Source organism: Paenibacillus sp. HB172176 (genome assembly GCF_011947265.1).
GTDB lineage: Bacteria > Bacillota > Bacilli > Paenibacillales > Paenibacillaceae > Pristimantibacillus.
In genome coordinates this window covers 63856-88624 of sequence record NZ_JAATHD010000023.1, presented here as the reverse complement: position 1 = coordinate 88624, position 24769 = coordinate 63856, and the positions used below count along the sequence as shown (strand labels likewise).

The following is a 24769-nucleotide window of genomic DNA, read 5'->3' as shown; positions in this document are numbered from 1 at the left end:
GGAGAGACTTGCTATGAAAGCGTTGGTATTGGCGGAGAAGCCCAGCGTTGCGAAGGAAATCGCGCGGGTGCTAGGCTGCGGACAGAAGCAGAAGAGCTATATGGAAGGAGGGAAATATGTCGTCACTTGGGCGCTGGGCCATCTGGTAACGCTGGCAGAGCCAGAGGATTATGATGTGAAATACAAAAATTGGGAGCTCGAAAGCTTGCCGATGCTTCCTCAGAAGATGACTCTGAAGGTGATGAAGGAAACCTCTCATCAATATCGCGCGGTTGCGCAGCTGTGCAAGCGCAGCGATATCGGCGAATTAATCATTGCGACGGATGCGGGAAGAGAAGGCGAGCTCGTCGCAAGATGGGTTATGGAGCTTGTGAAATGGAAGAAGCCGTTCAAGCGGCTGTGGATTTCCTCACAGACCGACAAGGCGATCAGGGATGGTTTTGCTTCCTTGAAGCCTGGCAGGAATTATGACGCGCTTTACGCGTCGGCCGTTTGCCGGGCGGAAGCGGATTGGTTAATCGGCTTGAATATGACCCGTGCGCTTACATGCAAATATAACGCTCAACTTGCAGCGGGACGCGTGCAGACGCCGACGTTGTCTATATTGATGGAGCGTGAAAAGGAAATCGCGGAGTTCCAGTCTCAGCCTTACTGGACGCTCACCGCAGGCTTTGGTTCGTTCAAAGCGGTATGGAGGGAGAAGGACGGCCATGACGGAAGGATCTGGAGCAAAGACAAGGCTCATGAGCTGAGCAAGCGAATGGACGCTTCTTCGGACGCGCAGGTCGATAAGCTTCGCACGACGGAACGCTCCGAGATGCATCCGCTCGCTTATGATTTGACCGAGCTTCAGCGGGATGCGAACAAACGGCTTGGCTTCTCTGCGAAGCAAACCTCGAGCGTGCTTCAGAAGCTGTACGAGCAGCACAAGCTGGTCACCTATCCGCGCACGGATTCTCGCTATCTGACGAATGATATGGTTCCTACTTTGAAAGGGAGATTGGAGAGAATCGCGGTTGGTCCATACGCCGCAGCAGCCCGCAAGCTGCTAAGAAATCCTCTGAAAGTAACGAAACGAATCGCAGACGACAGCAAAGTAAGCGATCATCACGCAATTATTCCTACCGAGCAATTCGTTCAACTGGGGGCGCTGAGCAATGACGAACGCCGATTGTACGATCTGATCGTTCGAAGATTTCTCGCGTTGTTCTCCGGTCCTTACCGCTACGATGAGACGAGCGTGACGCTGAAAGCGGGCGGCGAGCTCTTCTTCGCGAAAGGCAAGACGGTGAAGGAGAACGGATGGAAGGAGCATTATCAAGGAACGTCTCATGAGCTGGAGGACGACGAGGAGGACGGCGATGCAGAGGGGCAGGATGATCGATATCGCAATGATAAGCAGACATCTCAGACGCTGCCGCCGCTAGCGATCGGACAGAAGCTTCCGCTGAAGATGACGGAAGTGAAAGAGCTGCGGACGCTGCCGCCGGCACGGTTCACCGAGGCTTCCCTGCTCAGCCGAATGGAGAAGCACGGGCTTGGAACGCCTGCAACCAGAGCGGATATTATCGAGAAGCTGCTGTCCACGGACACCATCGAACGCGCAAGGAACACGCTAGTGCCGACCGGCAAGGGCAAGCAGTTGATAGAGCTGGTCGTGGAGGAGCTCCGCAATCCGGAGCTTACGGCGAAATGGGAGGGGGAACTCGAACGCATTGCCAAGGGCAAGGGAGATCCCGCAGCATTCATGCGGGGCATCCGCGAGCAAGCCGCCAAATGGGTGGACGAAGTGAAGCGGGAGACCAAGGAATACAAGCCGCATAACCTTACCCATTCGAATTGTCCGGAATGCGGCAAGCAGCTTATGGAGATAAAGGGCAAGCGGGGCAAGACGCTCGTATGCTCCGACAGAGAATGCAGCTATCGAAGATCGGCCGAGCCCGTTCTCTTGAACAAACGATGCCCGCAATGCCATAAGAAGATGGAGATGCATAACGGCAAAGCGGGAAAATACGCGCAATGCCGCAGATGCAATGTTATCGAGATGCTGGACGACAAGACGGGCACGAGAATGAACAAGCGGGAGCAGCAGAAGCTTGTTCAGCAATACAGCAGCGACGAGCCGCTGACGAACAGCCTTGCAGACAAGTTGAAGGCGGCTCTTGAGAAGCAGTCCGGGCAATAAAGAAGCAGGCTGAAACGAGCCAGCGTGAAATAATCACGCCTTCGCAGAGGCATGAATCCACAACCATTATGGCCCGAAGCCATAGAATAAGGATAAAGCCTCTGTGAAGGAGTGATCGCAGGTGACCGAGCACCACGGCAGACAACTGGCCAGCAAATGGGCGAAGACGGAAGCGCTGCTTCCCCACCCGTCCCTGGCTCCGCATATTCCCCCTACCTATCCTTTCAACTCCGCCAATCTCCGAAAAGCGCTTTATCGGCACGGCATGGTTATCCTGAAGCCGGTCGTCGGTTCAGGAGGACACGGCCTGCTCAGAATCGTTTCTCTGAGAGACGAATATGTCTATTCGTACCGTAATAAGACGGTGTCGATTCGTCATTTCCCAGCCTTGATTCGGCGCATTCAATCCACTATTGGCAGACGCCCCTATTTGATCCAGAAAGGAATCAATCTTGCCAAGGTTAACGGAAAGCCGATCGATTATCGGGTAAAGTACGTGCTTAACGGGCGCAAATGGGAATACCGCGCAGTTGTCGGACGCATAGCGAAGTCCGGCTTATTCGTGACGAATTTAAGCCAGGGAGGAGAGCAGGTGAAGGCTGCCGAAGGCATTCGAGCTTCGCTGGGACCGTCCCATGTCAACGAGAAGAAGCGAAGGATGAAGGAACTGACGGCCATCGCGACCTCCATGCTTGTTAAGAAATATCCGGGCATCGCGCAGCTTGGCTACGACTTCGGTATAGATAAGAAGGGCAAGATTTGGTTGTTTGAGGTGAATACAAGGCCGCATTAAAGCTATTCTCTCTATTAATGGCGTTAAATGAAAGGATTAATAGATTAATAGGAAGCTATTAAAGTTTTTTATTGAAGGAGAACGCAACTGGTATGTGGATAAAGATATCCACATTATCCACGCCGCTATTCCTCAAAATTCGACCTATATACACATTCGATACACAAATTATACACAGTATGATGTGTATAAAGTCGTCTGTTGTCTCCCGTTTGAATGGCGTGCTACACTAAAAAATGTAAATCAATATTCCAGCTATGGGAGGGAAGACGATGGATCAGCTATCAGATAAGCTGCTTCTGGATACGTATTATGCGGCAGTCGAGTACAAGCTCGACACGGAATTCATTCATATGATTCTGGCCGAAATGGAGCGCCGCGGAATGAAGCTGAGCGATCAGAAGCATACAGCCTGAAGGGATTAAAGCCACTGCGCGATGAGCAGCTCGCTTGATTGCCTGCACTGCCGACAATACACACTGTGGCAGCATGCGTCTTCCGCAGAAGCGCCGAAGATGTGGCCGAACAGCGATTGATCTTCCCTGATTGGCTCGTAAGGGGCATAGGGGCTGGTCCAATCCGAAGTTTTGCCGCAGTCCGTCATTTCAAAGCCGCAAGAGCCGCAGATGGTATGAAGGGATTGAACACCGTTGCATACTGGACAAAACAAAAGGGTACCCTCCTTAGCGAAATCAGGCATCGAAAGCGATGCGTAAACTTTCGTAGTCTGCTAAGGTTAGGATACCCTTATTATCTTGATTCACTCTCAACCTTAAAGCTTCAAGTTGCTGCTGTGTCCTGGAGAGAGCTTGGCGCTTGGATCCACATATACCTTCGCGTTATTCACCGCAGTCGGAGCTTCGCCGAAGCCGACCGCAATCAATTTAAGCTTCCCGGGATAGGTTGTAATATCTCCCGCCGCGAATATTCCCGCAATATTCGTCTCCATGCGAGTGTCAACGACGATTGAACCGCCCTGAATATCAATGCCCCACTCCGCTATCGGTCCCAAGGAAGAGACAAAACCGAAATTGACGATTACCGCATCTGCTTCCAGCGCAGTCGTTTCTTTGGTTTTCACATCCGTAAGCGTGACGCTTGCGATCTCCTTGTCGCCATGCAGCGCGGAAATCTCGACAGGCGTTATCACCTTCACGCTGGAATTCATCAGATTCTCGACGCTGTGCTCATGTGCGCGGAACTTGTCTCTCCGATGGATGAGCGTGACGCTGCTTGCGATTCCTTCAAGCATGAGGGACCAATCGACAGCCGAGTCACCGCCTCCGCTGATGAGCACTTTCTTATTCTTGAAGCGCTGCAAATCGCCGACGAAATAATGCAGATTGCTGTCTTCGAAATCAGCCGCCTCCGGCAACTCAAGTCTGCGAGGCTCGAATGCCCCGACGCCTGCCGTAATGATGACCGCCTTGGCGTAATGCGAGCCCTGATCGGTTATGACTTCAAAGTTTCTCTCGTCATGCTTGATGACCTGCTTCACCTTCTGCTCCAAGCAAATGTCAGGCTTGAACAGGTCAATCTGTTCCTTCAGCCGCTCGACAAGTTCACCGGCAGTTACCTTCGGAAAGCCGGCAACATCGTAAATGAATTTCTCAGGATATAATGCGGCAAGCTGTCCTCCCAGTTGCGGCATACTCTCAATAATTTTCACGGACGCATGGCGCATTCCTCCATAGAACGCTGCGAACATCCCGGCGGGACCGCCTCCGATAATAATAATGTCAACGCTGTTTGACGATGATTCTGTGATGGACAATAACGGCACCTCCAAACAATATTACAATGCATTATTCATTATAAGCTTTATTGCACGCGAGGGAAACGATGGATTGTGAACGTCTCTAATTTTTTTCGTAGAAAATGTACTTGATCATTTCGCGAAAAGAAGGTAACATGTCTGATGTATATAATAGTTATTATTCATCATAATCGCACTATGTTTTGTGCAAACTTAATAGATCATCTTCAATTTTGATCAAGTTTGTGTAATTTTTCACAATGTTGTGAGAATGAAAAAGAAAATAGGGAATGGATGGGATTCAACGATGAGTAACATACCAAAAATTGTCATACTCGGCGCAGGTTACGGCGGCGTACTGACAGCACTTCGTCTGCAAAAAGAATTGAATTACAATGAAGCTGACGTGACTTTGGTCAACAAGCATGATTATCACTACATTACAACGCATCTTCATATGCCTGCCGCCGGCACGGATAATCCGGAGAACGCGCGAGTAAGCATCTCGAAGCTTATTGACGAATTCAAAATTGATTTCGTTAAATCGACTGTGGTGCAAATTCGTCCGCAGGATAAAAAGGTAATCTTGGAAGACGGCACTCTATCTTACGATTATCTGGTCATCGGTCTGGGTGGAGAGCCGGAAACCTTCGGCATCCCAGGTCTGGCCGAGAACGCAATGAGCATTCGAAGCATCAACTCCGTTCGTCTCATTCGCGAGCATATCGAATATCAATTCGCACGCTTCAAACGCGAGCCTCATCGCACGGACTACCTGACGTTTGTCGTAGGCGGAGCGGGCTTTACCGGCATCGAGTTCATCGGAGAGCTGTCGGATCGCATTCCTGAGCTTTGCAAGCAATTCGACGTAGATCCTGCTCTGGTGAAGATTTACAATGTTGAGGCTGCGCCGACTGCGTTGCCTGGCTTCGATCCTGAGCTGGTCGAATACGCAATGAACGTGCTGACGAAGAAAGGCGTTACCTTCCGCATCGGCACGGCGATCAAGGAATGCACGCCAGACGGTGTGGTCGTTGGTGAAGGCGAAGAGATCAAATCGCAAACCGTAATCTGGACCGGCGGTATTCGCGGCAATCGTCTGATCGAGGAAGCGGGCATTGAAACGATGCGCGGCCGCGTGAAGATCGACGACTACTTGCGTTGCCCTGGACATGAGAATATTTATATTCTCGGCGACAATTCGCTTATGTTCAATCCGGATGGAGGACGTCCTTATCCTCCGACCGCTCAGATCGCCATGCAGCAAGGCGTTGTCTGCGCGCATAACCTGGTTGCTTCGATTCGCAATCAGCCGCCTAAGGCATTCGCGTTCAGCAACAAAGGAACCGTGGCTTCGCTTGGCAAAGGCGAAGCGATCGGGATCGCGTTCGGCAAGAAATACAAAGGCCGCGTAGCAGCATGGCTGAAGAAGATGATTGATATTCGCTATCTCTTCATCATTGGCGGCATTCCGCTCGTGCTTCGCAAAGGCAAGTTCCTGTAATGAGACATTGCAGCGTACAAGTTCGCGGCTTGCTTACCAGAGATGAACTGGATCGTTACAATGCTTTGATTGAGGTCGGTTCCTTTCTCGAATCGCAGCAGCGTCATGACCTGGCTTATACGGTGCAGAAGGAAATTGACATTCTCATCTTGCCTGCAATCGAACGACTGAAGGATAAAGGCCGGGAACGCGATCGAGCGACGAAGGAGTATCTGGAGGCGAAGGAGCAGCAGACGGAAGAGGAAGAATAGATTGTAACGAGAAGAAAGGCGCATCCCTTGAAGGGAATGCGCCTTTTGTTGTCCACTAGACAAACATTCTCGTGTCATTGTTGCGGCTGAAGCGGTAGACCGCGACAAGAGAGAAGGCCGCTGCGAACGCGAGCAGAATGATCAGATTCAGATACAGCTCGGAGATTCCTTTGCCGTACTGCAACTGATTGACCGTATCAAGAAGCCAATGCTGCGGCATGAAGCTTGAAATTTTGCGCACGGAATCCGGCATAATCTCCATCGGGAAGAAGCAGCCGGCGAGCAGGCAGGATGGCGTGATGATCAGATTTTGCATCGCGCTTGCGCTAGCTTTGTTCTTCGCGAGAGATACAATCATGAGCGACAGGCCGATGGCGGTCAGGCTGAACAAGACGAGCACCGGAGCCAGAAGCGAATAGGACACACCTGAATCAATGCCAAGAACAATCTTCATGACGAACAGCGTCACTGCAATCTGCAATACCATGATGATAAAGCTTACAGATACATTCGAGAGAACGTAGGTTCTGGCGGAAACGGGTGAAGAGAGCAAGCGCAGGAAGGTGCGATTCTCCTTCTCTCTCAGAATGAGATCGGCCAAATTCACGGCGGAGAACATCATGAACGTGATGAGAAAACCGATCGACTGGTAAGTGACATCCTTCACGCTGGATGTGTCTTCGACCGTCACCGCGCTAACACTGAAGCTTTGCCCGCGGAAGCTGTCATAGATTCGGTCAAAGGCTGCGTCATCGCCCTTCGTTTCCATACCGATCGCTGCAATATTTCCGATATCGTCCATGAGCATGCTCTTCAGATAAGCGGTGACTCCGGCGCCTTTGACCGAGGAGATGCTGATTCCTTGCGGGGCGCCGCTCCGGACGCTTTCCCCGAAGCCTTGATTGAAAATAACGCCGCTGTCAAGCTTGCCCTCGCCGAGCTGCTTATCCAGTTCTGCTTGATCCGTCATCGTCACTTCGACTTTGCCCATTCCCACCAGCATTTGGATGGTATCTTCGGTGATCGTCTGGTCAGGGTCGTTATTGACAATGCCCACTCTCAGTGGGCCTCCGCTTTGCGTGCCATAGAACAGCAGAGCTAGAAAAACACCGGCAAGCGGAAGCAGGAAATAAGTCATCCAGCTTGATTTCTTGCGAAAGGTCGTCTGCATTGTTTTTCTTATTAACCATAATAGATCCTTCATTCCTATAACGCCTCCCGTTTGCGCATGAAATAGACGGCAATGCCAAGAAATGCAGCTGCCACAATGAGATTGAGACTAATGGCCTTCAGAGCCGACTGAAATTGATCGCCATAAATGATGCCGGTGATGCCTTGATTGGCCCAGCGGAGCGGTGAAATATTGCTAAGCATTCTGGTGAATGAAGCTGACTCATCTACCGGGAAGTAAGCGCCGCCCAAGAAGGATGCGACTTGAGTGAAGATCATGACAAAGGCGCGGCCGCCATCATTTTTGGCAAGATAGCTGAGTCCGAGACCGACGCTTACCGCCAGCAGCACCTCTGTCAGCAGGATCAGGAAAATGGAGAGATAATGATTGCCCCAGTCCGCCTTGAATACGAATTTGCTGAATAAGACGACAGCTACGATGCAGATGAAGTTGATGGCTGTGCAGCCAAGCACCTTGCCGATGAAGATTTGTCCCTTGGTGATTGGCGCGGCTTGCAGCCTTACTGAGGTGTTTCGCGTGCGCTCGCCTCGAATGAGATTGCTGGCCGATATGGCGGAGTAGAATGCAATCATCGTCGACATGGCGATCGCATAATAGTCGATAGAGTCAGGCTTTTTGTCGGAATTCACTGTGGTTTCGGCAATGAAGTCATCAGGAGTGTTCGCTGACGAGACAATTGCTTCCGCTGCCTCAGGAGAAATCTTGAGTGCGGCAGCGGCCAGGCTGTATTTGCCCGAGAAGGAGGTCAGCATGCCCTGAAGCACGCTGCTTTCGATCGTTTCGATCGGGCTGCCGTAGAAGGCAATGCCTTCATCGCTGATTTCCGCGTATGCGGTATAATCGCCTTCGCTGACCGCCGCCTCATAATCCACGCCGGGTTCGGCTTTGGACATAACGATTCCCTGCTCTTCCATCGCGGCCGAGAAGTTCGTCCAGTATTGTTGAAGCGAGGCCGTCTCGGCCGTATTACTGTAGAGCAGCTTCATATCCGACAGTTCGAACTCGCTGGTGAAGGCATTGGTAAGCGCCGTTCCGAGAATGAGCATGAGCACGATGGGGAAGGCAAGCATGAAGACAAAGGTTCTCATATCCCGCAAATTAATCATGATTTCTTTTTTTGCTATTCGTAAAATTTGCATAGGGGCAACTCCTCTCCGCCTGAAGACAGGCTATTATTAGTCTCTAAGATTCCGGCCGGTCAGAGTAAGGAATACGGACTCCAGATTCGGCGCTTGCTCATCGATGGAGCGGATTTCGACTCCCTGCTTGATCAATAGTTGAATAATGAGGTTCAGGTTATTGACTTCAACCTTGGAAGTAATCTTGACGGTCTGCTCTTCGAGCGACAGCGCCGTGACGCCTTGAATGGCTGATAGCGCTCTCTGATCAATCGCTTCCGTGCTCTTGACCTCGATCCATACATCCTTCGTGTCCTTGATCATCGACATCAACTGCTGCTTCGTTCCGTCCGCAATGACCTTGCCATGATCGACGATGGCGATGCGCGTGCAGATTTCCTCGACTTCCTCCATATAGTGGGAGGTGTAGATAATGGTGCAGCCCATATCGTTCAGCTTCCTGACGGAGTTCAAAATATAGTTGCGAGACTGCGGATCGATGCCGACGGTCGGTTCGTCCATAATGATGAGCTTGGGACGATGCGCAATCGCGCAGGCGATGTTGAGTCTGCGCTTCATGCCGCCGGAGAAATTTTTCGGATAGCTTTTGTGCTTATCTTCGAGGCCGACGAATTGCAGCGCTTCTTCGGACCGATCGCGAAGCAGCTCGCCTCTTAAGCCGTACAAGCCTGCGAAGAAGCTGACATTCTCGTATGCGGTCATGTCTTCATAGATGGCTAGATCCTGCGGGACGATGCCGATATTAGTCTTCGCGAATCGGCTGTTCTTGGCAATGTTTTTACCTAGCAGCTCAATCTCGCCCTTGGTGCTCCGCAGAAGAGAAGCGATCATATTGATTGTCGTGCTCTTTCCGGCGCCGTTGGCGCCGAGGAAACCGAAGATCTCGCCTTCGCTTATTTTCAGACTGATATTATCCACCGCAATGAAATCGCCGAATTTTTTCGTTAATTGTTTAAGCTCAAGTACGCTCATTTCAACCTCTCCTTTGTTCTTGGTGATTTTATTATAAGAAAAAAGGATGCCCTTATGTCAGTGCATAAGTTCATCCTTTGTCTATGAGAATATTCATATTACTAGCAGGTGAGAAATCTCATGTGGCATCTCCGCGGGGAAGGAGGGTTGTTACCCGGAAGCCCTTCGAGCCGTCGACAAGCACCGTTCCGCCCATTGCTGCCGCGCGCTCCTCCATTCCGATGATGCCCAGTCCCTTCACGACCTTGTCCGCGCCGACGCCATTGTCCTCCACCACCGATTTGACAAAGCGATGAAGCACCTGCACATGCATATGGATCGCGGTGGCCGAAGCGTATTTCATCGCATTCGTTGCCGCTTCGACTGCATTTTCATGAATAATCTTCCATTGCAGCGGCGAGATTAGCTCCAAATCTCCTTCATGCGTTAAGGTTGAAGCGATGGCATGCTTGGAGCCGAGGCCGTCCGAGAATAGTCGAAGCCTGTTAATGCCCAGTTCCTCGGACTTCGGCTTCATCGCTTTGAGCGTCAACCGGATCTGCTCGAGACCATCCTTGGAGATGGCGATTGCATTGCCGAGAAGCTCCGAAGCTTTGCCGGGTTTATTCGTATCCAGCAAGCGCCTTGAAGCTTCCATCTGGATGAGCGCGCCCGCCATGGAATGTCCGATTTCGTCATGAATCTGCTGCGACAGCCGATTGCGCTCCTCCAATTTGCTTGTATAGGAGGATTGCTGCAGATAAGCATTGCTCTCGCTCAGCGCGGTTCGCAGCTGCTGCAGCTCCATGCGAAGCCGCTCATGATCGTCCTCCAGCTTCGCCAGCTTGCGGCTATGAATGTCGACGGAAGCGTAGAGGAGGCAGCTTAAGCTTGCCGCCATTGCATACGGCTTCATAATGGCGGAGGGAATGAGCAGAATCGGAACCAGCATGGCCAGAAGGGCGTAGAGCCTGCGCTGCTTGTGCAGGGAAGTCCATTCATAGGCATGAACGGGCAGGAGCAACGCGAACAGAGGATCCAGCGCGTAGAGACAGAAGCAAACATAGCAAACGGAGGAGACGATCAAGGCGCGTTTGAGCGTTGTTTGAATCACGTAGAAGAGAATGGCGGCTTTGTTGCCGATTGCCCATTGCTCCATGGGGAATCACTCCTGTCCGCTGCCCGGTCTTGCATCGCCAGTGAGCACGTAGATGGCGATTTGCGTGCGGTGCTCCAGCCCTGTTTTGTTAAGAATGGATGTAATATAATTAGCGGTTGTTCCTTCGGAAATGAATAGCTTCCTGGAAATTTCCTTGTTGGAGAGGCCCAAGGCAATCTGAGCCATGACCTCCAGCTCCCTTTCGGTGAAGAGGCTTCGATCGAATTTGCATTCGCCGCTTGCAGGCGCTACGCCTGAAGCTTCTGCCTTCGTGTCCGGAGCTGCCGAAGCGCCGCTCAAATTGGAAGCGAGTTTGTCGAGTACAATGTCTTGAAGCACGCGATGATCCCGGTAGACGCTGCGAATCGCATCGCAGATCTGCTCGGGGTCGTTGTTCTTCAGCAGATAGCCGCGAGCGCCGTATTTGACCGCGTCAAGCACGAATTCATCATCGTCGAAGGTGGTCAGAATAAGCGGCTTTACGGTTGTCTGCTCGGAGAGAATGCGGGTAGCCTCGACGCCGTTCATGTTCGGCATCCTGACATCGAGCAGCGCGACATCCGCGCTGCCCGGATTGTTCAGGCAATAGTCGATTGCTTCGGCGCCGTCTCCGACAACCGCAACGACTTCAAAATCATCAAAGGAGGACAGAATAATTTTCATGCCTTCGCGAATGAACGAGTTGTCGTCCGCAATCAGAACCTTGATTTTCATTTCAGCAGCTCGTCGAACTTGGAGGCGTCAAGGAAATTGCCGACATAGAAATCGCCGAAGTCGCCATAGCGCGCGCTTACTTCGTCGAAGCGCATTTCGTAGACCAGCTTTTTGAATTGCAAGGCGTCCTCCGCGAATAAGGTTACTCCCCATTCCCAATTATCGAAGCCAACCGAGCCTGTAATGATTTGCTTGACTTTGCCGGCGTATTGTCTGCCGATCATGCCGTGGCTGCGCATCATCGCTTTGCGCTCATCCATGCCGAGCATGTACCAGTTATCATTGCCGGAACGGCGCTTGTTCATCGGATAGAAGCAGATATGCTTCCATTTCGGCAGAATTGGCTTCAGTCTTGCCACAACCTCCGGATTTTGCATCGGATCGCCTCCGGACTGTCCCATATAATTGCTGAGCTCGACGACGCTCACATAGGAATGAACGGGATAGGTGAAGGAGGCAAAGGTTGTTTTGTTGAACGCCGTCTCAAGCGCGTTTAGTTCCTCCAGCGTTTCGCGTAGATGCATGAATACGAAGTCGGCCTTCTGACCGACGATGGAATAGACGGCGGTGCTGCCCGCCTTTTTCTCCTCGATAGCGTTCCATTCCGACAGGAAGCTGTGGAGCTCGTCGAGCGCTTTGGCTCGCTCTCCCTCGTCCGCGAGTCTCCATGCGGTCCAGTCCATGCTGCGAAAGTCATGCAGGGCGTACCAGCCCTCTAGCGTTTGTGCGGCTTCGCTCATATGTATAATCTCCTTTATTTTTATTTAGATTTCCTTTCATTGTATCGCAATGCGCTTGCCGCGAGCAAATGGCGGACTTGTGACAAATGAGGCTGTGCGATTGACTTCATTATCGCGTTTCATTAAACTAGTAGTCGAGAATGCACAAAGGAGTCGTGTTATGTCCGGAATCGTTATCAACGCCATTCAAGCCATCGTCGCAACCGTTTTGTTCTTCGTCATGATGTTCGGAATCGGTTTTATTCTCAACATGCTGCTGAAGACGACCTGGTTCCCGATCGGATTGTTCGCGGTCGTCATTATCGGTCTAGTCATTTGGTCGCCTTGGTCGGCCGCAGACAAACCTACATTAGACAATCTCGGTTCCTATACCGTGATCTATTATATACCTATTATCGGAGCGCTCATTGGAGCGTATGTGAGCGGCTGGGCCATTCGGGCGCTGCGCAAAGGCGGCTACAAGATGTTTTAGGGCAGCCTCCAATATAGACGCAATTCAATCCCTCGTTCGGGGGATTTTTCTATTTTCATTACCGCCTCTTGTTCCGCGATTTATGCTAGAATAGGAGAACCAATGCAAGAGATGGGGTCGATGCTAATTGCGCATCCATAATTTATTACAATATACGGAGCATCACCGTTACTACATATTTCGGGATTTCTCGTTAAGCGGCTTGGATTACAAAATGCTCTCCTTAATCTATCAGCCGATGACCGGCGCTTTCGCGATTGCGCTCTATCAGCAGTTCTATCATGGCATTGCGGAGGATCGCTCGGGCTATTCCCGTTTGGAGCCTCAGCGCAAGCTGTTCCTTGGGCTCGGGCTCGAGATGAACGAGCAAAGCAGAAGATATGTCATCGAGCAGGCATCACGTCTCGAGGCGGTCGGCTTGCTTCAAACCTCGAGACTCGGCGATCCGAATCAATCGGAGATTCTGTATGAATACGAGCTCGCTGCCCCGTTGTCTCCCGCGGAGTTTTTCCGGAATATGCATCTGACCATGCTGCTGAGAGACAAGATTGGCAAATATGCCTTGATTGAATTACGCGAGGAATTTGGAGCCGTGGAGCCCGATGAGCTAGCCGCGATGGAGCTGTCGAAGGAGAATATCTCTGTCCCGTTCTATGAATTGTTCAAGCTGAACATGCAATCCTTCGACACGGAGCTCGAGCAAGCGCTCACAGAGGTGGCGCCTTCGCGTCAATCCGCGGCGAAGCAGGAGATGGCTTCCGCAGGCATTCCGTACGGCGAGATTATTCTTCGCTTCCCGCGCAATTCCGTCAACCGCGCGTATGTGGAACGGCTTCGCAGCAAGGCGGAGCAGCTGGCTCAGGTGAACTATGTCGCGTACAAATATCATTTGTCGGTCGCTCAAGTCTGCCGTCTGCTCGATGAAGACGGCGTATTCGATCATAATGGCGATCTCGATATCGACGCGATGCAGCTTCGGGCGAACCAGCTCTACCGCCAGGACAACAAGCGCGAGGAAGATCGCCAGCGCGTGCTGGCGCGCACAGCGGTCCGGGAAGATGAGCTGCTTTCAGAGGGCTCCGATTCCGACGAGCTCGACGATGAGTTCGAGGTCCGAGAGCAGGATTATTTGCCTGTTCCAGGGCAGCTTGCCGGACGCTGCGATATTCAGCAATACAATATGCTCATGCGCAACGAGCCGCATACGAGATTTCTGCGCAGATTTTTCCCGGGGGCGATCCCGGAATGGATCGAGAATGTATTCGAGAGAATCGATCTTCATTATCGGCTGGCGGGACCTGTTATTAATGTCCTGATCCATTATGTGCTCGGGGCTAATGATTCGGGCCGGGTGACGAGGCAATTTTTTGATTCGGTAGCTTCGAATATGCTTATGAAGGGCATCGATACGTTCGAGAAGGCCGTACAGTACGTTAGAGAGCAAGCACAGGTCGAGCTGGACAAGGAGAGGCGCAAGGAAGCGGCAAGCCTTGGCGGAAGCGGGAGCAGCGCCTATGCGGGCGGCAGAAGCGCGAGCAGAGGCAGCCGGACCGGCGGAGGCGGAGGTTCGCGGAAGCCGCAAATACCGATCGTCGGCGAGGGGCAGACCTCGAGCGGCGTGACGGAAGACGAGATGGAGGAGCTGCGCAAGCTGGCAAGGAAGCTTGACGGCCAATCTTAGAGACGGGGTGAAGCCAGGATGGAGTCATTAGGCGATTTGTTGAAGGCATGGCCGGCAGGGCAATCCCTGACGGAGCAAGCGGAGCTTAAGCTGTCCCAGCTTATGAAGGAACCACTCATAGAGAAGCTGCTTGCCAAATACCCCGAGCTAGATGAGGGTGTGCTGCGTCTGAATCTGAACCGGGTCTATCAGTATGTGACCGAGTTCAAAAGCTGCTCGAATTGCCCCGGGCTCGATTTGTGTCCGAATGATTTTGAAGGCCATTATACGCTGCTTCACGCGGAAACCATTAATGGAAATACGCAAATGTACGACCGGAAGGTATCCTGCAAGAAATTCCTCGCGAGGCAAACGGAGGAACAAATTCGAAGCCGTATTCGCAGCTTCTATGTCGACGACAAGGCGCTGAGGCGCGTCTATTCCTCCGATGAAATTCTGACGAAGGATATGGAGCGGGCGAAGGCTGTCGGCCAATTGCTGCGGTATATCGATCGTACGAAGGAGCAAGGCTTGCAACAAGAGGGGCTATATCTGGCTGGTCGCTTCGGCACGGGCAAGACCTTCCTGATGTGCTATCTGCTTCAGGAGCTGGCGAAGGCTGGATATTCGGGCGTTATCGTCTATATGCCCGATTTTGTGGAGGATTTGAAGTCGCTCATGCATGAGCCGGGCAAGCTGAAGGAAACGGTCGAGATGATGAAGGAGACGGACTTGCTCATCTTCGACGACATCGGAGCGGAGAACCTGAATCCGTGGGTACGCGACCATGTGCTCGGCGCCATACTGAATTATCGGATGGAGCGCAAGCCGACCTTCTATACGTCGAATTATGAGCTGGACGCTTTGGAGCAGCATTTCAGCTTCACGAGCAAGGACGGCGACGAGCGGCATAAGGGAGAGCGGCTTATGGACCGCGTTCGTCCATATGTCGAGGTCGTTATGGTGACGGGCGAGAACAAGCGCGGACGGAAGTGAGTTTTGTGTGAGCGGGGGGTTCCATAAGTCGAGAAAATCGACTTGGAGGTTGCGCTAAGGTCGAAAGCGGCGGTGCAAGTCGAGAAAATCGACTTGGAGGTCTCGCCGAGGACGAAAGCGGCGATGCAAGACGAGAAAATCGACTTGGAGGTCTCGCCGAGCGCGTAAGCGGTGATGCAAGACGAGAAAATCGACTTGGAGGTTGCGCTAAGGTCGAAAGCGGCGTTGCAAGACGAGAAAATCGACTTGGAGGTCGCGCTAAGGACGAAAACGGCGGTACAAGTCGAGAAAATCGACTTGGAGGTCGCACCGAGGACGAAAGCAGCGGTGTAAGTCGAGAAAATCGACTTGGAGGTTGCGCTAAGGTCGAAAGCGGCGTTGCAAGACGAGAAAATCGACTTGGAGGTCTCGCCGAGGACGAAAGCGGCGTTGCAAGACGAGAAAATCGACTTGGAGGTCGCACCGAGGACGAAAGCAGCGGTGTAAGTCGAGAAAATCGACTTGGAGGTCGCGCCGAGGACGAAAGCGGCGTTGCAAGACGAGAAAATCGACTTGGATGGCTCGGAATGGCGGCTGCAGGTGTAAAAAATAACTCTGCACGGTTGAAAATCGGCGGAATGGAAGCTGCAAGCGTTAAAAGTAACTCTGCACGGTGATCAGGAGGGAGCAAGCAGGCAGGCTCTGGTCCGTTGCACTTCAAAAAAGGCTCCGCGATCCTGGCAAATGCCAAGTCTGCGGAGCCTTCTTCTGTCTCGAAAGTATGTTGGGTAATCGAATTCGCCGAGGCTCAGTCGATGAGAAGCTTCACGACAACCGCAATAACGAATACAAGAGTCATAAAGCCGAGCATGCCGCCGAAGCCGAACATAACATCCATCAGATCATCACGAGGTTCCTCATTCAAATGCTCGCGCGGGTCTCTAACATTTTCCATCGTTGAATCCTCCTAGAAAAGTTGCTCCCATTAGTATACCCAAACCGCAGAACAATTGTAAAGAATTTCTCCAGAACTTTTTGAAAAACAAAATCGCTGCGGCTATGTTAAAATAAGAACAGGAATTCGCTAATAGACGGAGGGAATCAGGATGGATCATCATGATGGGGAAAGCCTGTCGCAGCTCGCGGCGGCGAAGGAAAATATCCGAAACAAGCTCGCGCTGCTTCCCGACAAGCCCGGCTGCTATCTTATGAAGAACAAGGACGATGTTATTATTTATGTCGGCAAAGCGAAGGTGCTGAAAAACCGCGTTCGTTCCTATTTCATCGGCAGTCATAACGGCAAGACGCAGCGACTCGTATCGGAAATATATAATTTTGAATTTATTGTAACCTCCAGCAATATGGAAGCCCTTATACTGGAATGCAATCTGATCAAACAGCATCACCCGAGATACAATGTATTGCTCAAGGACGATAAGTCCTTCCCTTATATTAAGATTACGAACGAGAAGCATCCTAAGCTCGAAGTCACTAGACGCGTCGTGAAGGACAAAGGCAAATATTTCGGTCCCTATCCGAACGCCTTCGCCGCGCAGCAGACGAAGAAGCTGCTCGACCGGCTCTACCCGCTTCGCAAATGCCGAACGCTGCCGGACAAGGTATGTTTGTACTATCATATGGGGCAATGCGTGGCGCCTTGCGAATTCGAGGTAGAACAGGCAACGTATGACGAGATGATCGGTGAAATTACAAAGTTTCTGAACGGCGGGCATGAATCGGTGCGTCAGGAGCTGGAGCGGAAGATGGGAGAAGCGGCCGAGGCGCTTGAGTTCGAGAGAGCAAAGGAACTGCGCGACCAGATGCTCGCCATTGATGCCGTCATGGAGAAGCAAAAGATTACGATGGTGGACGCGCTGGATCGGGATATATTCGGCTATGCGGTCGATAAGGGCTGGATGTGCGTGCAAATTCTGTATATGCGCCACGGCAAGCTGATCGAGCGGCATGGCTCGACGTTTCCGTATTATGGAGAGGAATATGATGATTTCATGACGTTCGTCACCCAGTATTACAGTGATAACCCAGCGCTGCCGAAGCAGATTTTGCTGCCGCTGCCGCCTGCCGAGGAAACGGAGCATGAGGAGGAAATGATGAACTCCCTCCACAGCTGGCTGAAGGTGAAGGTATTGATGCCGCAGCGCGGGCGCAAGAGCGAAGTCGTCGCGATGGCGCAGGACAACGCGAAGGTGATGCTCGACGAGAAGTTCCGCTTGATCGAGCGGGATGAAGAGCGCAGCGTGAAGGCGTCGGAGTCGCTTGCCGGTTGGCTGAACCTCGATCAGGTTCGGCGCATCGAAGCATTCGACAACTCGAACATTCAAGGCACGAATCCGGTATCGGCGATGGTCGTATTCACCGACGGCAAGCCGGATCGGAAGGAATATCGCAAGTACAAGGTAAAGACGGTCAGCGGACCGGATGATTACGAAACGATGCGCGAGGTTGTCCGCAGACGCTATGAGCGTGTTCTGAAGGAAGGCTTGGCTCAACCGGATTTAATCGTTGTCGATGGAGGGAAGGGACAGATAGCCGCCGCTCTGGATGTGCTGGAGAACGAGCTGGGCTTGTTCATTCCGGTCTGCGGTCTGGTGAAGGATGCGAAGCACAAAACGGCGCAGCTCATGACCGGAGATCCTGCGGAGATTGTGCCGCTGCCGAGGGACAGTCAGGAATTTTATCTGCTGCAACGCATTCAGGACGAGGTGCATCGCTTCGCGATTACGTTCCACCGGGAGCAGCGCGCGAAGTCGATGGTGGAGTCGAAGCTCGACGCGATTCCGGGAATCGGTGAGAAGCGGAGAAAGCAACTGCTTAAGCATTTCGGCTCGCTGAAGAAGATAAGAGAGGCATCCGTCGAAGACTTCAAGCCTCTCTCTATCGGGGATAAGCTGGCCGAGAAAATACTTACGGCGCTTGGGGAGGATGGACCGTCTTAAACGGTCTGTCACTCCCTTTTTTCATTCGGATTGAACAGTGCCACGCCGCCAGAGGACGTCACAACCGCTTCACCTTGCCGGCGTCGATCAAGCTTCCGCAGCAGCCAGGCGATGAACAGCGGCAGCGCGATGAAGAAGGCAGCGGAAATCATATCGATCGGTTTCCCAATCATGAACAGTGAGCTTCCTACGGCGACGCTGTTGAAGATGGCATGCGTGAACATGGACGTGATGAAGCCGTATTTGACGAAAATAAAGCTGAACAGTAAACCGATGACCATCAGCTCGATTAACCTGGTCGTGGCAGGATAGAACGGATACATCACATGGCCAAGCGCCCAGGACAACGTTGGAATCAAGGCCGCGATGAAGGTGCTGCGGAACCATTTCCTGAATAGGCCGATCCCGAAGAACCGGTACACCGCTTCTTCCGATATCGCCGCCGCCCATGCGAGCACCGGCATCAGCCAGAGAACGCTCATGTTGTAAGGGGACATGGTCACGTCGCTTGTTCCCCAAGTGCCGATCACGTTCGACAGCAGGATGAATATAAGCGGCTGCAGCCCGAGCAGAATCGCGGCGAACAAATAGGCGAGCCCCATGCTGCGCCATACATATTGCCCGTAGCCCGGCTGGCCGAGCCTTGGCCAGAGCTTACGCCCTTGCGCTTTCCATAAGCCGTCTCCGGCTACCATGGAGAAGTAGATGGAAGCTGCCATAGGGACGGCGAGTATGATCGTGAAGACGATCGTTACGACAATGACGGCGTCGCTCATCCAAGTCTCTCCTTGCGAGGCGCGAATGCCTTTCAGCACGTTCAGGTTCATTATGAGATACGCGATGAAGAAGATGACGGTCAGCCAACTGCCGTATTTAAAAGAAGTATGCTTGCGATACAAAATCGCATAGACAATCGCCAGAATGCCGAGAACAATGCTCATCAACAGATAGCCGATATTGGTAAGCAGCTTGGCCAAATGATCCTGATCCTCTACATATTGAACATAGCTGTCAGGGACCACAAAGGCAGGCTTATATTCGGTCACGACAGCTTTGCCGTCAATGAGTTGTGAACGCATGACAATGCGAAGCTTGGCTTCGCCGATCCCGTAGCCGGTCGGTGATACGCTCCACTCGCCCTTCTCATTCCTCTGCAAATCGGCTGTCTCGCTTTCCTTGAAATCGCGACTGTAAAGCAGGCGCTGCAAGGTTTGACGTTCGTCCGTTTCGTCAGGACGATCGCCGGGAAGGATGAAGTTCCAGCCGGTAATCTGCTTCGTATACATATGAACGTAGACGAAAGAATGGTAGCTTGATTGCCCCAGCTCCATATTCACCTGATAGGTATCTGTCGGTATGGCCCGGTCATAGCTGTCTTCATAATCTTCGATAAGCTTCTCCTTCGAGAGATAGCCGTTAACAAGCTTGTCGGATTGATGCATCGCAACTGCGCTAACTGCGGACAGCCCTGTCTGCTCTTCGGCGAATTTCACGGCTAGTTGTTCCGCCTGTCCGGCTTCGATTACTTCGCCTTCATAAGGAGACTGATTCGCGGCCGTAAAGGAAGGGTAAATCTCGAGTAGCAGAAAAATGACGGTAAATACGGCTGCAGCCGCTATGTATTTCTTCCATTCTTGATGTTTAATTAAATCGATCACAGGTTCACCTCGGTTAGTTTGATCCCTCCGCCAAGAGGGTCATGGATTCATAGGCTTGATTATGGCAATAATGATGGACAAGCTCGGAAAAGCAAGAGCCGTTTCTATTCAGTCGTCTTCGGCGGAGCGAGCGTATTTCGCCGTTATTTCGCTGATGCACAGCCTTACGGATGGACTGAGCGTATCCGGGGCCGCGTGAATGAGCGAGGTGGTGCGCTTCGCGTTCTGAAGCTCTTTGATCGGCACCGCGATCAGCTCGTTGTCGATGATCAATTGCTCGCGCATGTACGATTTGGGCAGCAGCGTGGCGGAGCGGCAAGTGTGCAGCAGGCGCAAAATGGCTTCGAACGAATCAATCTCCATTCTCACGTCGGGAGACAGCTTGTAGGTATCGAACAGCTCATCCGTCAAAATGCGGTACCAGGTGCCTTTGGAGAATAGAATCATCGGCATGCCGTTCAGATCTTCGATGTTAAGCGTTCCCTTATCTGTAATCATAAGACTGCGAGGCAGAACGAGCAAGAGATTGTCATCGAAGAGCGGCACGCAGCGAAGCGTTGGGTCGTCTATGCTTGAAGCTATGATGCCGAGATCGACTTTATGCTCGCGCACATAACCGATGATTTCATGCGTTTTGCCAGTGATGGCCTTGATGTCGAATTCGGGATGGGCGGATGTAAGGCTTTGAATGACATCCGGCAATGTCGTCTGCAAGGTGGTCAAGCTGGCGCCGATCGTCAGCATGCTTCTGCCCGAGGTTGTAAACTCGGCCGCCGTCTGCAAATACTGGCTGTGAAGCTCGCGCAGTTCGAGGGCGTATTCATACGTCAACTGCCCGATCCGGGTAAGCTCCAGGCGCTTTCCGATTCGCCGGAACAGCTCTACACCAAGCTCACCTTCAAGCTTGGAGAGCTTGCGCGAGAGTGCAGGCTGGGACAAATTAAGCAGACCCGCTGCTTTGTTCATGCTGGATTGCTCGACGATAACTCTGAATACATGAAGCTCTTCATACATGATCAACACACCTTTTAGAGAGCTGAATTGTTATCATAGCTTGCCTCTTATACACTTTCGTTATAACTTTTAATAAATAATAAGCAATTCCATTATAAGCGTAAAAGGAGTAGGATGGAAGAAGGGTTTAGAGATGTCGACTTTTGTTGACGGGGGAAAAGGCTAGCGTTACAATGTGAAATGGCATGTTTATCAAGCGAACGAGCATTTCCAGTCTTGAAAGGAGAAGGAATCAAATGAAAGAAAATTCGTATTTTTCGCGCAAGCTGCACTCGCTTCTCGGAATCATTCCGCTGGGCGGGTTTATTTTGCTGCACGGACTGACCAATTATCAGTCCTATGAGCGCGGACCCGAAGGCTTTGCCAATGGAGTAAGCATGATCAACAGCTTGCCGGTGCTGCCGATTCTCGAAATCTTCGGCATCTATCTGCCGCTTCTGTTCCATGGCATCTACGGCTTGTACGTGGCTTACCAATCGAACGTGAACACGGGCAGATTCAAGTATGGACGCAACTGGGCGTTCACGGCTCAACGCTTCACCGGCGTGATTACGTTCATCTTTGTGTTCTGGCATGTGTATCAAACGAGGATTCAGGTGTATCTCGGCAATATTACGCATGAAGAGTTAGGCGCCAAGATGAATGAAATCGCGACGAACCCTGTTTATTTCATCCTTTATATTATCGGAATACTGGCTACCGTATTCCACTTCAGCAATGGCCTTTGGGCGTTCATGGTCAGCTGGGGCATTACGGTCGGCCCTCGAGCTCAACGTATCTCCTCCTATATCTGTATGGGCGTGTTCGTGCTCGTGTCCGCATTATTCATTCTCGCGCTCGTTGCTTTCACGGGCGATGAATTCCAGGAAGCTGCGAACGCAGCGACAGCATTACTAACAATCGGTTAGATTGTAGACAAGGAGCGAAGCGTAATGGCAAAAAACAAAGTTATCGTTGTCGGCGGCGGACTTGCCGGCCTGATGGCGACTATTAAAGCAGCGGAAGCCGGCGTGCACGTCGACCTGTTCTCCCTCGTGCCGGTGAAGCGTTCTCATTCAGTTTGCGCGCAAGGCGGCATTAACGGCGCGGTCAATACAAAAGGCGAAGGCGACTCCCCTTGGGAGCACTTTGACGATACGATCTACGGCGGCGACTTCCTCGCGAATCAGCCTCCGGTTAAAGCAATGTGCGAAGCGGCTCCCGGCATTATCCACTTGATGGACCGCATGGGCGTTATGTTCAGCAGAACCTCCGAGGGCTTGCTCGATTTCCGCCGCTTCGGCGGCACGAAATACCATAGAACGGCATTCGCGGGCGCTACGACAGGTCAGCAGCTGCTCTATGCGCTGGACGAGCAAGTTCGTCGCTGGGAAGCAGCCGGTCTCGTCAACAAATTCGAGAACTGGGAATTCCTTGGCGCGGTGCTTGACGACGACGGCGTATGCCGCGGCGTATCGGTGCAGGATCTTCGCTCGATGGAGGTCAGCACGGTTCGCGGCGATGCGGTTATTCTGGCATCGGGCGGTCCCGGCATTATTTTCGGCAAAACAACGAATTCCGTTATCAACACAGGCACGGCTGCAAGCGCGGTCTATCAGCAAGGCGTTAACTATGCGAACGGCGAATTCATCCAAATTCACCCGACGGCGATTCCAGGGGACGACAAGCTTCGTCTCATGTCCGAATCGGCGCGCGGCGAGGGCGGACGGATCTGGACGTACAAGGACGGCAAGCCTTGGTACTTCCTTGAGGAGAAATATCCGGCCTACGGAAACCTGGTTCCGCGCGATATCGCGACGCGCGAGATCTTCCATGTGTGCGTAGACGAGAAGCTGGGCATCAACGGCGAGAACATGGTCTATCTCGATCTGTCCCACAAGGATCCGAAGGAGCTGGACGTGAAGCTTGGCGGCATTATCGAGATTTACGAGAAATTCATGGGCGACGATCCGCGCAAAATTCCGATGAAGATCTTCCCGGCGGTGCATTATTCGATGGGCGGCATGTGGGTCGATTATAATCAAATGACGAATATTCCCGGCTTGTTCGCCGCGGGCGAATGCGAGTATCAATATCACGGCGCCAATCGTCTTGGAGCGAACTCATTGCTTTCGGCGATCTATGGCGGTATGGTTTCCGGACCGAAGGCCGTTGAGTATATCAAAGGCCTCAAGAAATCGTCGGAGGATGTATCCTCCTCGGTATTCGACCGGGCGACGAAGCAAAACACCGAGAAGCATCAGCGCATTCTTGGCATGAACGGCACGGAGAACGCTTATGTCATTCACAAAGAGCTCGGCGAGTGGATGACGAACAACATGACGGTTGTTCGGTTCAATAACAAGCTGGAAGCGACAATCGGCAAAATCAAGGAACTGAAAGAGCGCTACAAGAACATTAATATTAACGATACCGCTTCATGGAACAATGCAGGCGTCGCGTTCACGCGTCAATTGTGGAACATGCTTGAATTATCCGAAGCGATGACAAAAGGCGCTCTTCTGCGTAACGAGAGCCGCGGCGCGCATTACAAGCCGGAATTCCCGGACCGCAATGACGACACGTACATGAAAACGACGATCGCATCGTGGACGAAGGAAGGACCTAGCATCTCCTATGAGGATGTCGATGTGTCCTTGATCAAGCCGCGTAAGCGCGATTATTCGACCGATAAAAAGAAAGACGAAACCGCAGAGAAGAAGAAAGGAGAATAAACGATGGCTGAAGCAAATGTGGCAACCAAAAAGGTGAAATTCATCATTTCCCGTCAAGACACGCCGGATTCCGCTCCCTATACGGAAGAATTCGAAATTCCGTATCGCCCGAATATGAACGTAATCAGCGGCTTAATGGAGATTCAGCGCAATCCGACAACAGCGGACGGCAAGAAGACGGCTCCCGTATGCTGGGAATCCAATTGCCTGGAAGAGGTTTGCGGAGCCTGCTCGATGGTTATTAACGGCAAGCCCCGCCAAGCCTGCAGCGCGCTTGTTGATCAGCTGGAGCAGCCGATTCGTCTCGAGCCGATGAAGACCTTCCCGATCGTGCGCGACCTCGTCATCAACCGCGAGCGCATGTTCAATGCGCTGAAGAAGGTGAAGGCGTGGATTCCGATCGACGGAACCTATGATCTCGGACCCGGACCGCGCATGGCGGAGTCGAAGCGTCAATGGGCGTACGAATTGTCGAAGTGCATGACCTGCGGCGTCTGTCTCGAGGCTTGTCCGAACGTGAACGACCGCAACAGCTTTATCGGTCCTGCGGCGATCTCCCAGGTTCGTCTGTTCAACGCGCATCCGACCGGCGAAATGAACAAGGAAGAGCGTCTTGACGCTTTGATGACCGACGACGGCATTGAAGGCTGCGGCAACTCGCAGAACTGCGTGCGTTCCTGTCCGAAGGGCATTCCGCTCACAACTTCCATTGCAGCGATGAACAAGGATACGACCAAGCACCTGTTCAAGAAATGGCTTGGCATGTAGATTGAAAACTTATCATATCTATGGTGGCAGTAAGAACTGGCTTATAGCAGAGCTTTTGAAGCTCGCTAAAGGCCAGTTTTTTTCGTAAATTAAACGCAACTCTTCACCTAAACAACCGCCCCTTACGTTAGAACATGATCCCAATTCAAGCCGGGTATCCTTAGGAA

General features: G+C 52.1%; 25 protein-coding genes. 14 read left to right on the top strand and 11 right to left on the bottom strand.

The window, feature by feature from the left end:
• The first annotated feature begins 13 nt into the window (after positions 1-13).
• The 3 genes from HFP08_RS23115 to sda all read left to right on the top strand — a co-directional run bounded on the left by HFP08_RS23115 (position 14) and on the right by sda (position 3394).
• The gene (locus HFP08_RS23115) at positions 14-2185 is read left to right on the top strand and encodes a DNA topoisomerase III (protein ID WP_168122992.1); all 2172 of its coding nucleotides are present in this window, start codon (positions 14-16) and stop codon (positions 2183-2185) included.
• 121 nt (positions 2186-2306) lie between these two features.
• Positions 2307-2978 (top strand): YheC/YheD family protein, encoded by a 672-nt coding sequence (locus HFP08_RS23110; protein ID WP_168122991.1) that lies wholly within the window; start codon positions 2307-2309, stop codon positions 2976-2978.
• Between the two features lie 272 nt (positions 2979-3250).
• Complete coding sequence (gene sda / locus HFP08_RS23105; RefSeq protein ID WP_168122990.1) at positions 3251-3394, top strand: sporulation histidine kinase inhibitor Sda; 144 nt, start codon at positions 3251-3253, stop codon at positions 3392-3394.
• Positions 3395-3399: 5 nt separating this feature from the next.
• On the opposite strand, the gene HFP08_RS23100 is transcribed toward sda, so the two are convergent.
• Both HFP08_RS23100 and HFP08_RS23095 read right to left on the bottom strand, forming a co-directional pair.
• Positions 3400-3648 carry a hypothetical protein gene (locus HFP08_RS23100; protein ID WP_168122989.1) on the bottom strand — a complete coding sequence of 83 codons (249 nt, stop codon included), beginning with the start codon at positions 3646-3648 and terminating at the stop codon, positions 3400-3402.
• Positions 3649-3750: 102 nt separating this feature from the next.
• Positions 3751-4752, bottom strand: coding sequence for an NAD(P)/FAD-dependent oxidoreductase (locus tag HFP08_RS23095; protein WP_481856598.1), 1002 nt, complete (start codon positions 4750-4752; stop codon positions 3751-3753).
• Positions 4753-5041: 289 nt separating this feature from the next.
• Between HFP08_RS23095 and HFP08_RS23090 the strand changes: the two genes are divergently transcribed.
• Positions 5042-6238: an NAD(P)/FAD-dependent oxidoreductase gene (locus tag HFP08_RS23090; RefSeq protein WP_168122988.1), complete on the top strand. Its 1197-nt coding sequence runs from the start codon at positions 5042-5044 to the stop codon at positions 6236-6238.
• The gene (locus tag HFP08_RS23085) at positions 6238-6489 is read left to right on the top strand and encodes a hypothetical protein (protein WP_168122987.1); all 252 of its coding nucleotides are present in this window, start codon (positions 6238-6240) and stop codon (positions 6487-6489) included. Before HFP08_RS23090 ends, HFP08_RS23085 begins: the two co-directional genes overlap by 1 nt.
• 55 nt (positions 6490-6544) lie before the next feature.
• Here HFP08_RS23085 and HFP08_RS23080 read toward each other — a convergent pair whose 3' ends face one another.
• The 6 genes from HFP08_RS23080 to hemQ all read right to left on the bottom strand — a co-directional run bounded on the left by HFP08_RS23080 (position 6545) and on the right by hemQ (position 12384).
• Entirely contained in the window at positions 6545-7693 is a 1149-nt protein-coding gene (locus HFP08_RS23080; protein WP_168122986.1) for an ABC transporter permease, read from the bottom strand.
• A gap of 2 nt (positions 7694-7695) precedes the next feature.
• The gene (locus HFP08_RS23075; protein WP_168122985.1) at positions 7696-8820 is read right to left on the bottom strand and encodes an ABC transporter permease; all 1125 of its coding nucleotides are present in this window, start codon (positions 8818-8820) and stop codon (positions 7696-7698) included.
• A gap of 36 nt (positions 8821-8856) precedes the next feature.
• Complete coding sequence (locus HFP08_RS23070) at positions 8857-9792, bottom strand: ABC transporter ATP-binding protein (RefSeq protein ID WP_168122984.1); 936 nt, start codon at positions 9790-9792, stop codon at positions 8857-8859.
• Positions 9793-9910: 118 nt separating this feature from the next.
• Positions 9911-10930, bottom strand: a complete 1020-nt coding sequence (locus tag HFP08_RS23065; protein ID WP_168122983.1) for a sensor histidine kinase — start codon at positions 10928-10930, stop codon at positions 9911-9913.
• Between the two features lie 6 nt (positions 10931-10936).
• Positions 10937-11644 carry a response regulator transcription factor gene (locus HFP08_RS23060; RefSeq protein WP_168122982.1) on the bottom strand — a complete coding sequence of 236 codons (708 nt, stop codon included), beginning with the start codon at positions 11642-11644 and terminating at the stop codon, positions 10937-10939.
• Complete coding sequence (hemQ, locus tag HFP08_RS23055) at positions 11641-12384, bottom strand: hydrogen peroxide-dependent heme synthase (RefSeq protein WP_168122981.1); 744 nt, start codon at positions 12382-12384, stop codon at positions 11641-11643. The genes HFP08_RS23060 and hemQ overlap by 4 nt, the downstream gene beginning before the upstream one ends.
• 160 nt (positions 12385-12544) lie before the next feature.
• On the opposite strand from hemQ, the gene HFP08_RS23050 reads away from it, so the two are divergent.
• The 5 genes from HFP08_RS23050 to HFP08_RS23035 all read left to right on the top strand — a co-directional run bounded on the left by HFP08_RS23050 (position 12545) and on the right by HFP08_RS23035 (position 15845).
• Complete coding sequence (locus HFP08_RS23050; protein ID WP_168122980.1) at positions 12545-12856, top strand: YuiB family protein; 312 nt, start codon at positions 12545-12547, stop codon at positions 12854-12856.
• Positions 12857-12983: 127 nt separating this feature from the next.
• Positions 12984-14537 (top strand): replication initiation and membrane attachment family protein, encoded by a 1554-nt coding sequence (locus HFP08_RS23045; RefSeq protein WP_168122979.1) that lies wholly within the window; start codon positions 12984-12986, stop codon positions 14535-14537.
• 18 nt (positions 14538-14555) lie between these two features.
• Positions 14556-15512, top strand: a complete 957-nt coding sequence (gene dnaI / locus HFP08_RS23040; protein ID WP_168122978.1) for a primosomal protein DnaI — start codon at positions 14556-14558, stop codon at positions 15510-15512.
• 42 nt (positions 15513-15554) lie between these two features.
• Positions 15555-15680 carry a hypothetical protein gene (locus tag HFP08_RS29540; protein ID WP_277345880.1) on the top strand — a complete coding sequence of 42 codons (126 nt, stop codon included), beginning with the start codon at positions 15555-15557 and terminating at the stop codon, positions 15678-15680.
• A 6-nt stretch (positions 15681-15686) separates the two neighbouring features.
• Positions 15687-15845, top strand: a complete 159-nt coding sequence (locus HFP08_RS23035) for a hypothetical protein (RefSeq protein WP_168122977.1) — start codon at positions 15687-15689, stop codon at positions 15843-15845.
• 454 nt (positions 15846-16299) lie between these two features.
• On the opposite strand, the gene HFP08_RS23030 is transcribed toward HFP08_RS23035, so the two are convergent.
• Entirely contained in the window at positions 16300-16446 is a 147-nt protein-coding gene (locus HFP08_RS23030) for a YqzM family protein (protein WP_168122976.1), read from the bottom strand.
• Between the two features lie 151 nt (positions 16447-16597).
• Between HFP08_RS23030 and uvrC the strand changes: the two genes are divergently transcribed.
• Positions 16598-18448 carry an excinuclease ABC subunit UvrC gene (gene uvrC, locus HFP08_RS23025; protein ID WP_168122975.1) on the top strand — a complete coding sequence of 617 codons (1851 nt, stop codon included), beginning with the start codon at positions 16598-16600 and terminating at the stop codon, positions 18446-18448.
• Positions 18449-18456: 8 nt separating this feature from the next.
• Here uvrC and HFP08_RS23020 read toward each other — a convergent pair whose 3' ends face one another.
• Together HFP08_RS23020 and HFP08_RS23015 are read right to left on the bottom strand one after the other, a co-directional pair.
• The gene (locus tag HFP08_RS23020; RefSeq protein ID WP_168122974.1) at positions 18457-20106 is read right to left on the bottom strand and encodes a CPBP family intramembrane glutamic endopeptidase; all 1650 of its coding nucleotides are present in this window, start codon (positions 20104-20106) and stop codon (positions 18457-18459) included.
• A 108-nt stretch (positions 20107-20214) separates the two neighbouring features.
• Positions 20215-21120 (bottom strand): LysR family transcriptional regulator, encoded by a 906-nt coding sequence (locus HFP08_RS23015; protein WP_168122973.1) that lies wholly within the window; start codon positions 21118-21120, stop codon positions 20215-20217.
• Positions 21121-21356: 236 nt separating this feature from the next.
• On the opposite strand from HFP08_RS23015, the gene HFP08_RS23010 reads away from it, so the two are divergent.
• Genes HFP08_RS23010 through sdhB form a run of 3 tightly spaced genes read left to right on the top strand, consistent with a single transcriptional unit; the run spans position 21357 to position 24602 of the window.
• A complete protein-coding gene (locus tag HFP08_RS23010; protein ID WP_168122972.1) occupies positions 21357-22028 on the top strand; it encodes a succinate dehydrogenase cytochrome b558 subunit in 672 nt (223 codons plus the stop codon).
• Between the two features lie 24 nt (positions 22029-22052).
• Positions 22053-23834 (top strand): succinate dehydrogenase flavoprotein subunit, encoded by a 1782-nt coding sequence (gene sdhA / locus HFP08_RS23005; RefSeq protein ID WP_168122971.1) that lies wholly within the window; start codon positions 22053-22055, stop codon positions 23832-23834.
• A 3-nt stretch (positions 23835-23837) separates the two neighbouring features.
• Positions 23838-24602: a succinate dehydrogenase iron-sulfur subunit gene (sdhB, locus tag HFP08_RS23000; protein ID WP_168122970.1), complete on the top strand. Its 765-nt coding sequence runs from the start codon at positions 23838-23840 to the stop codon at positions 24600-24602.
• Positions 24603-24769: the final 167 nt, after the last annotated feature.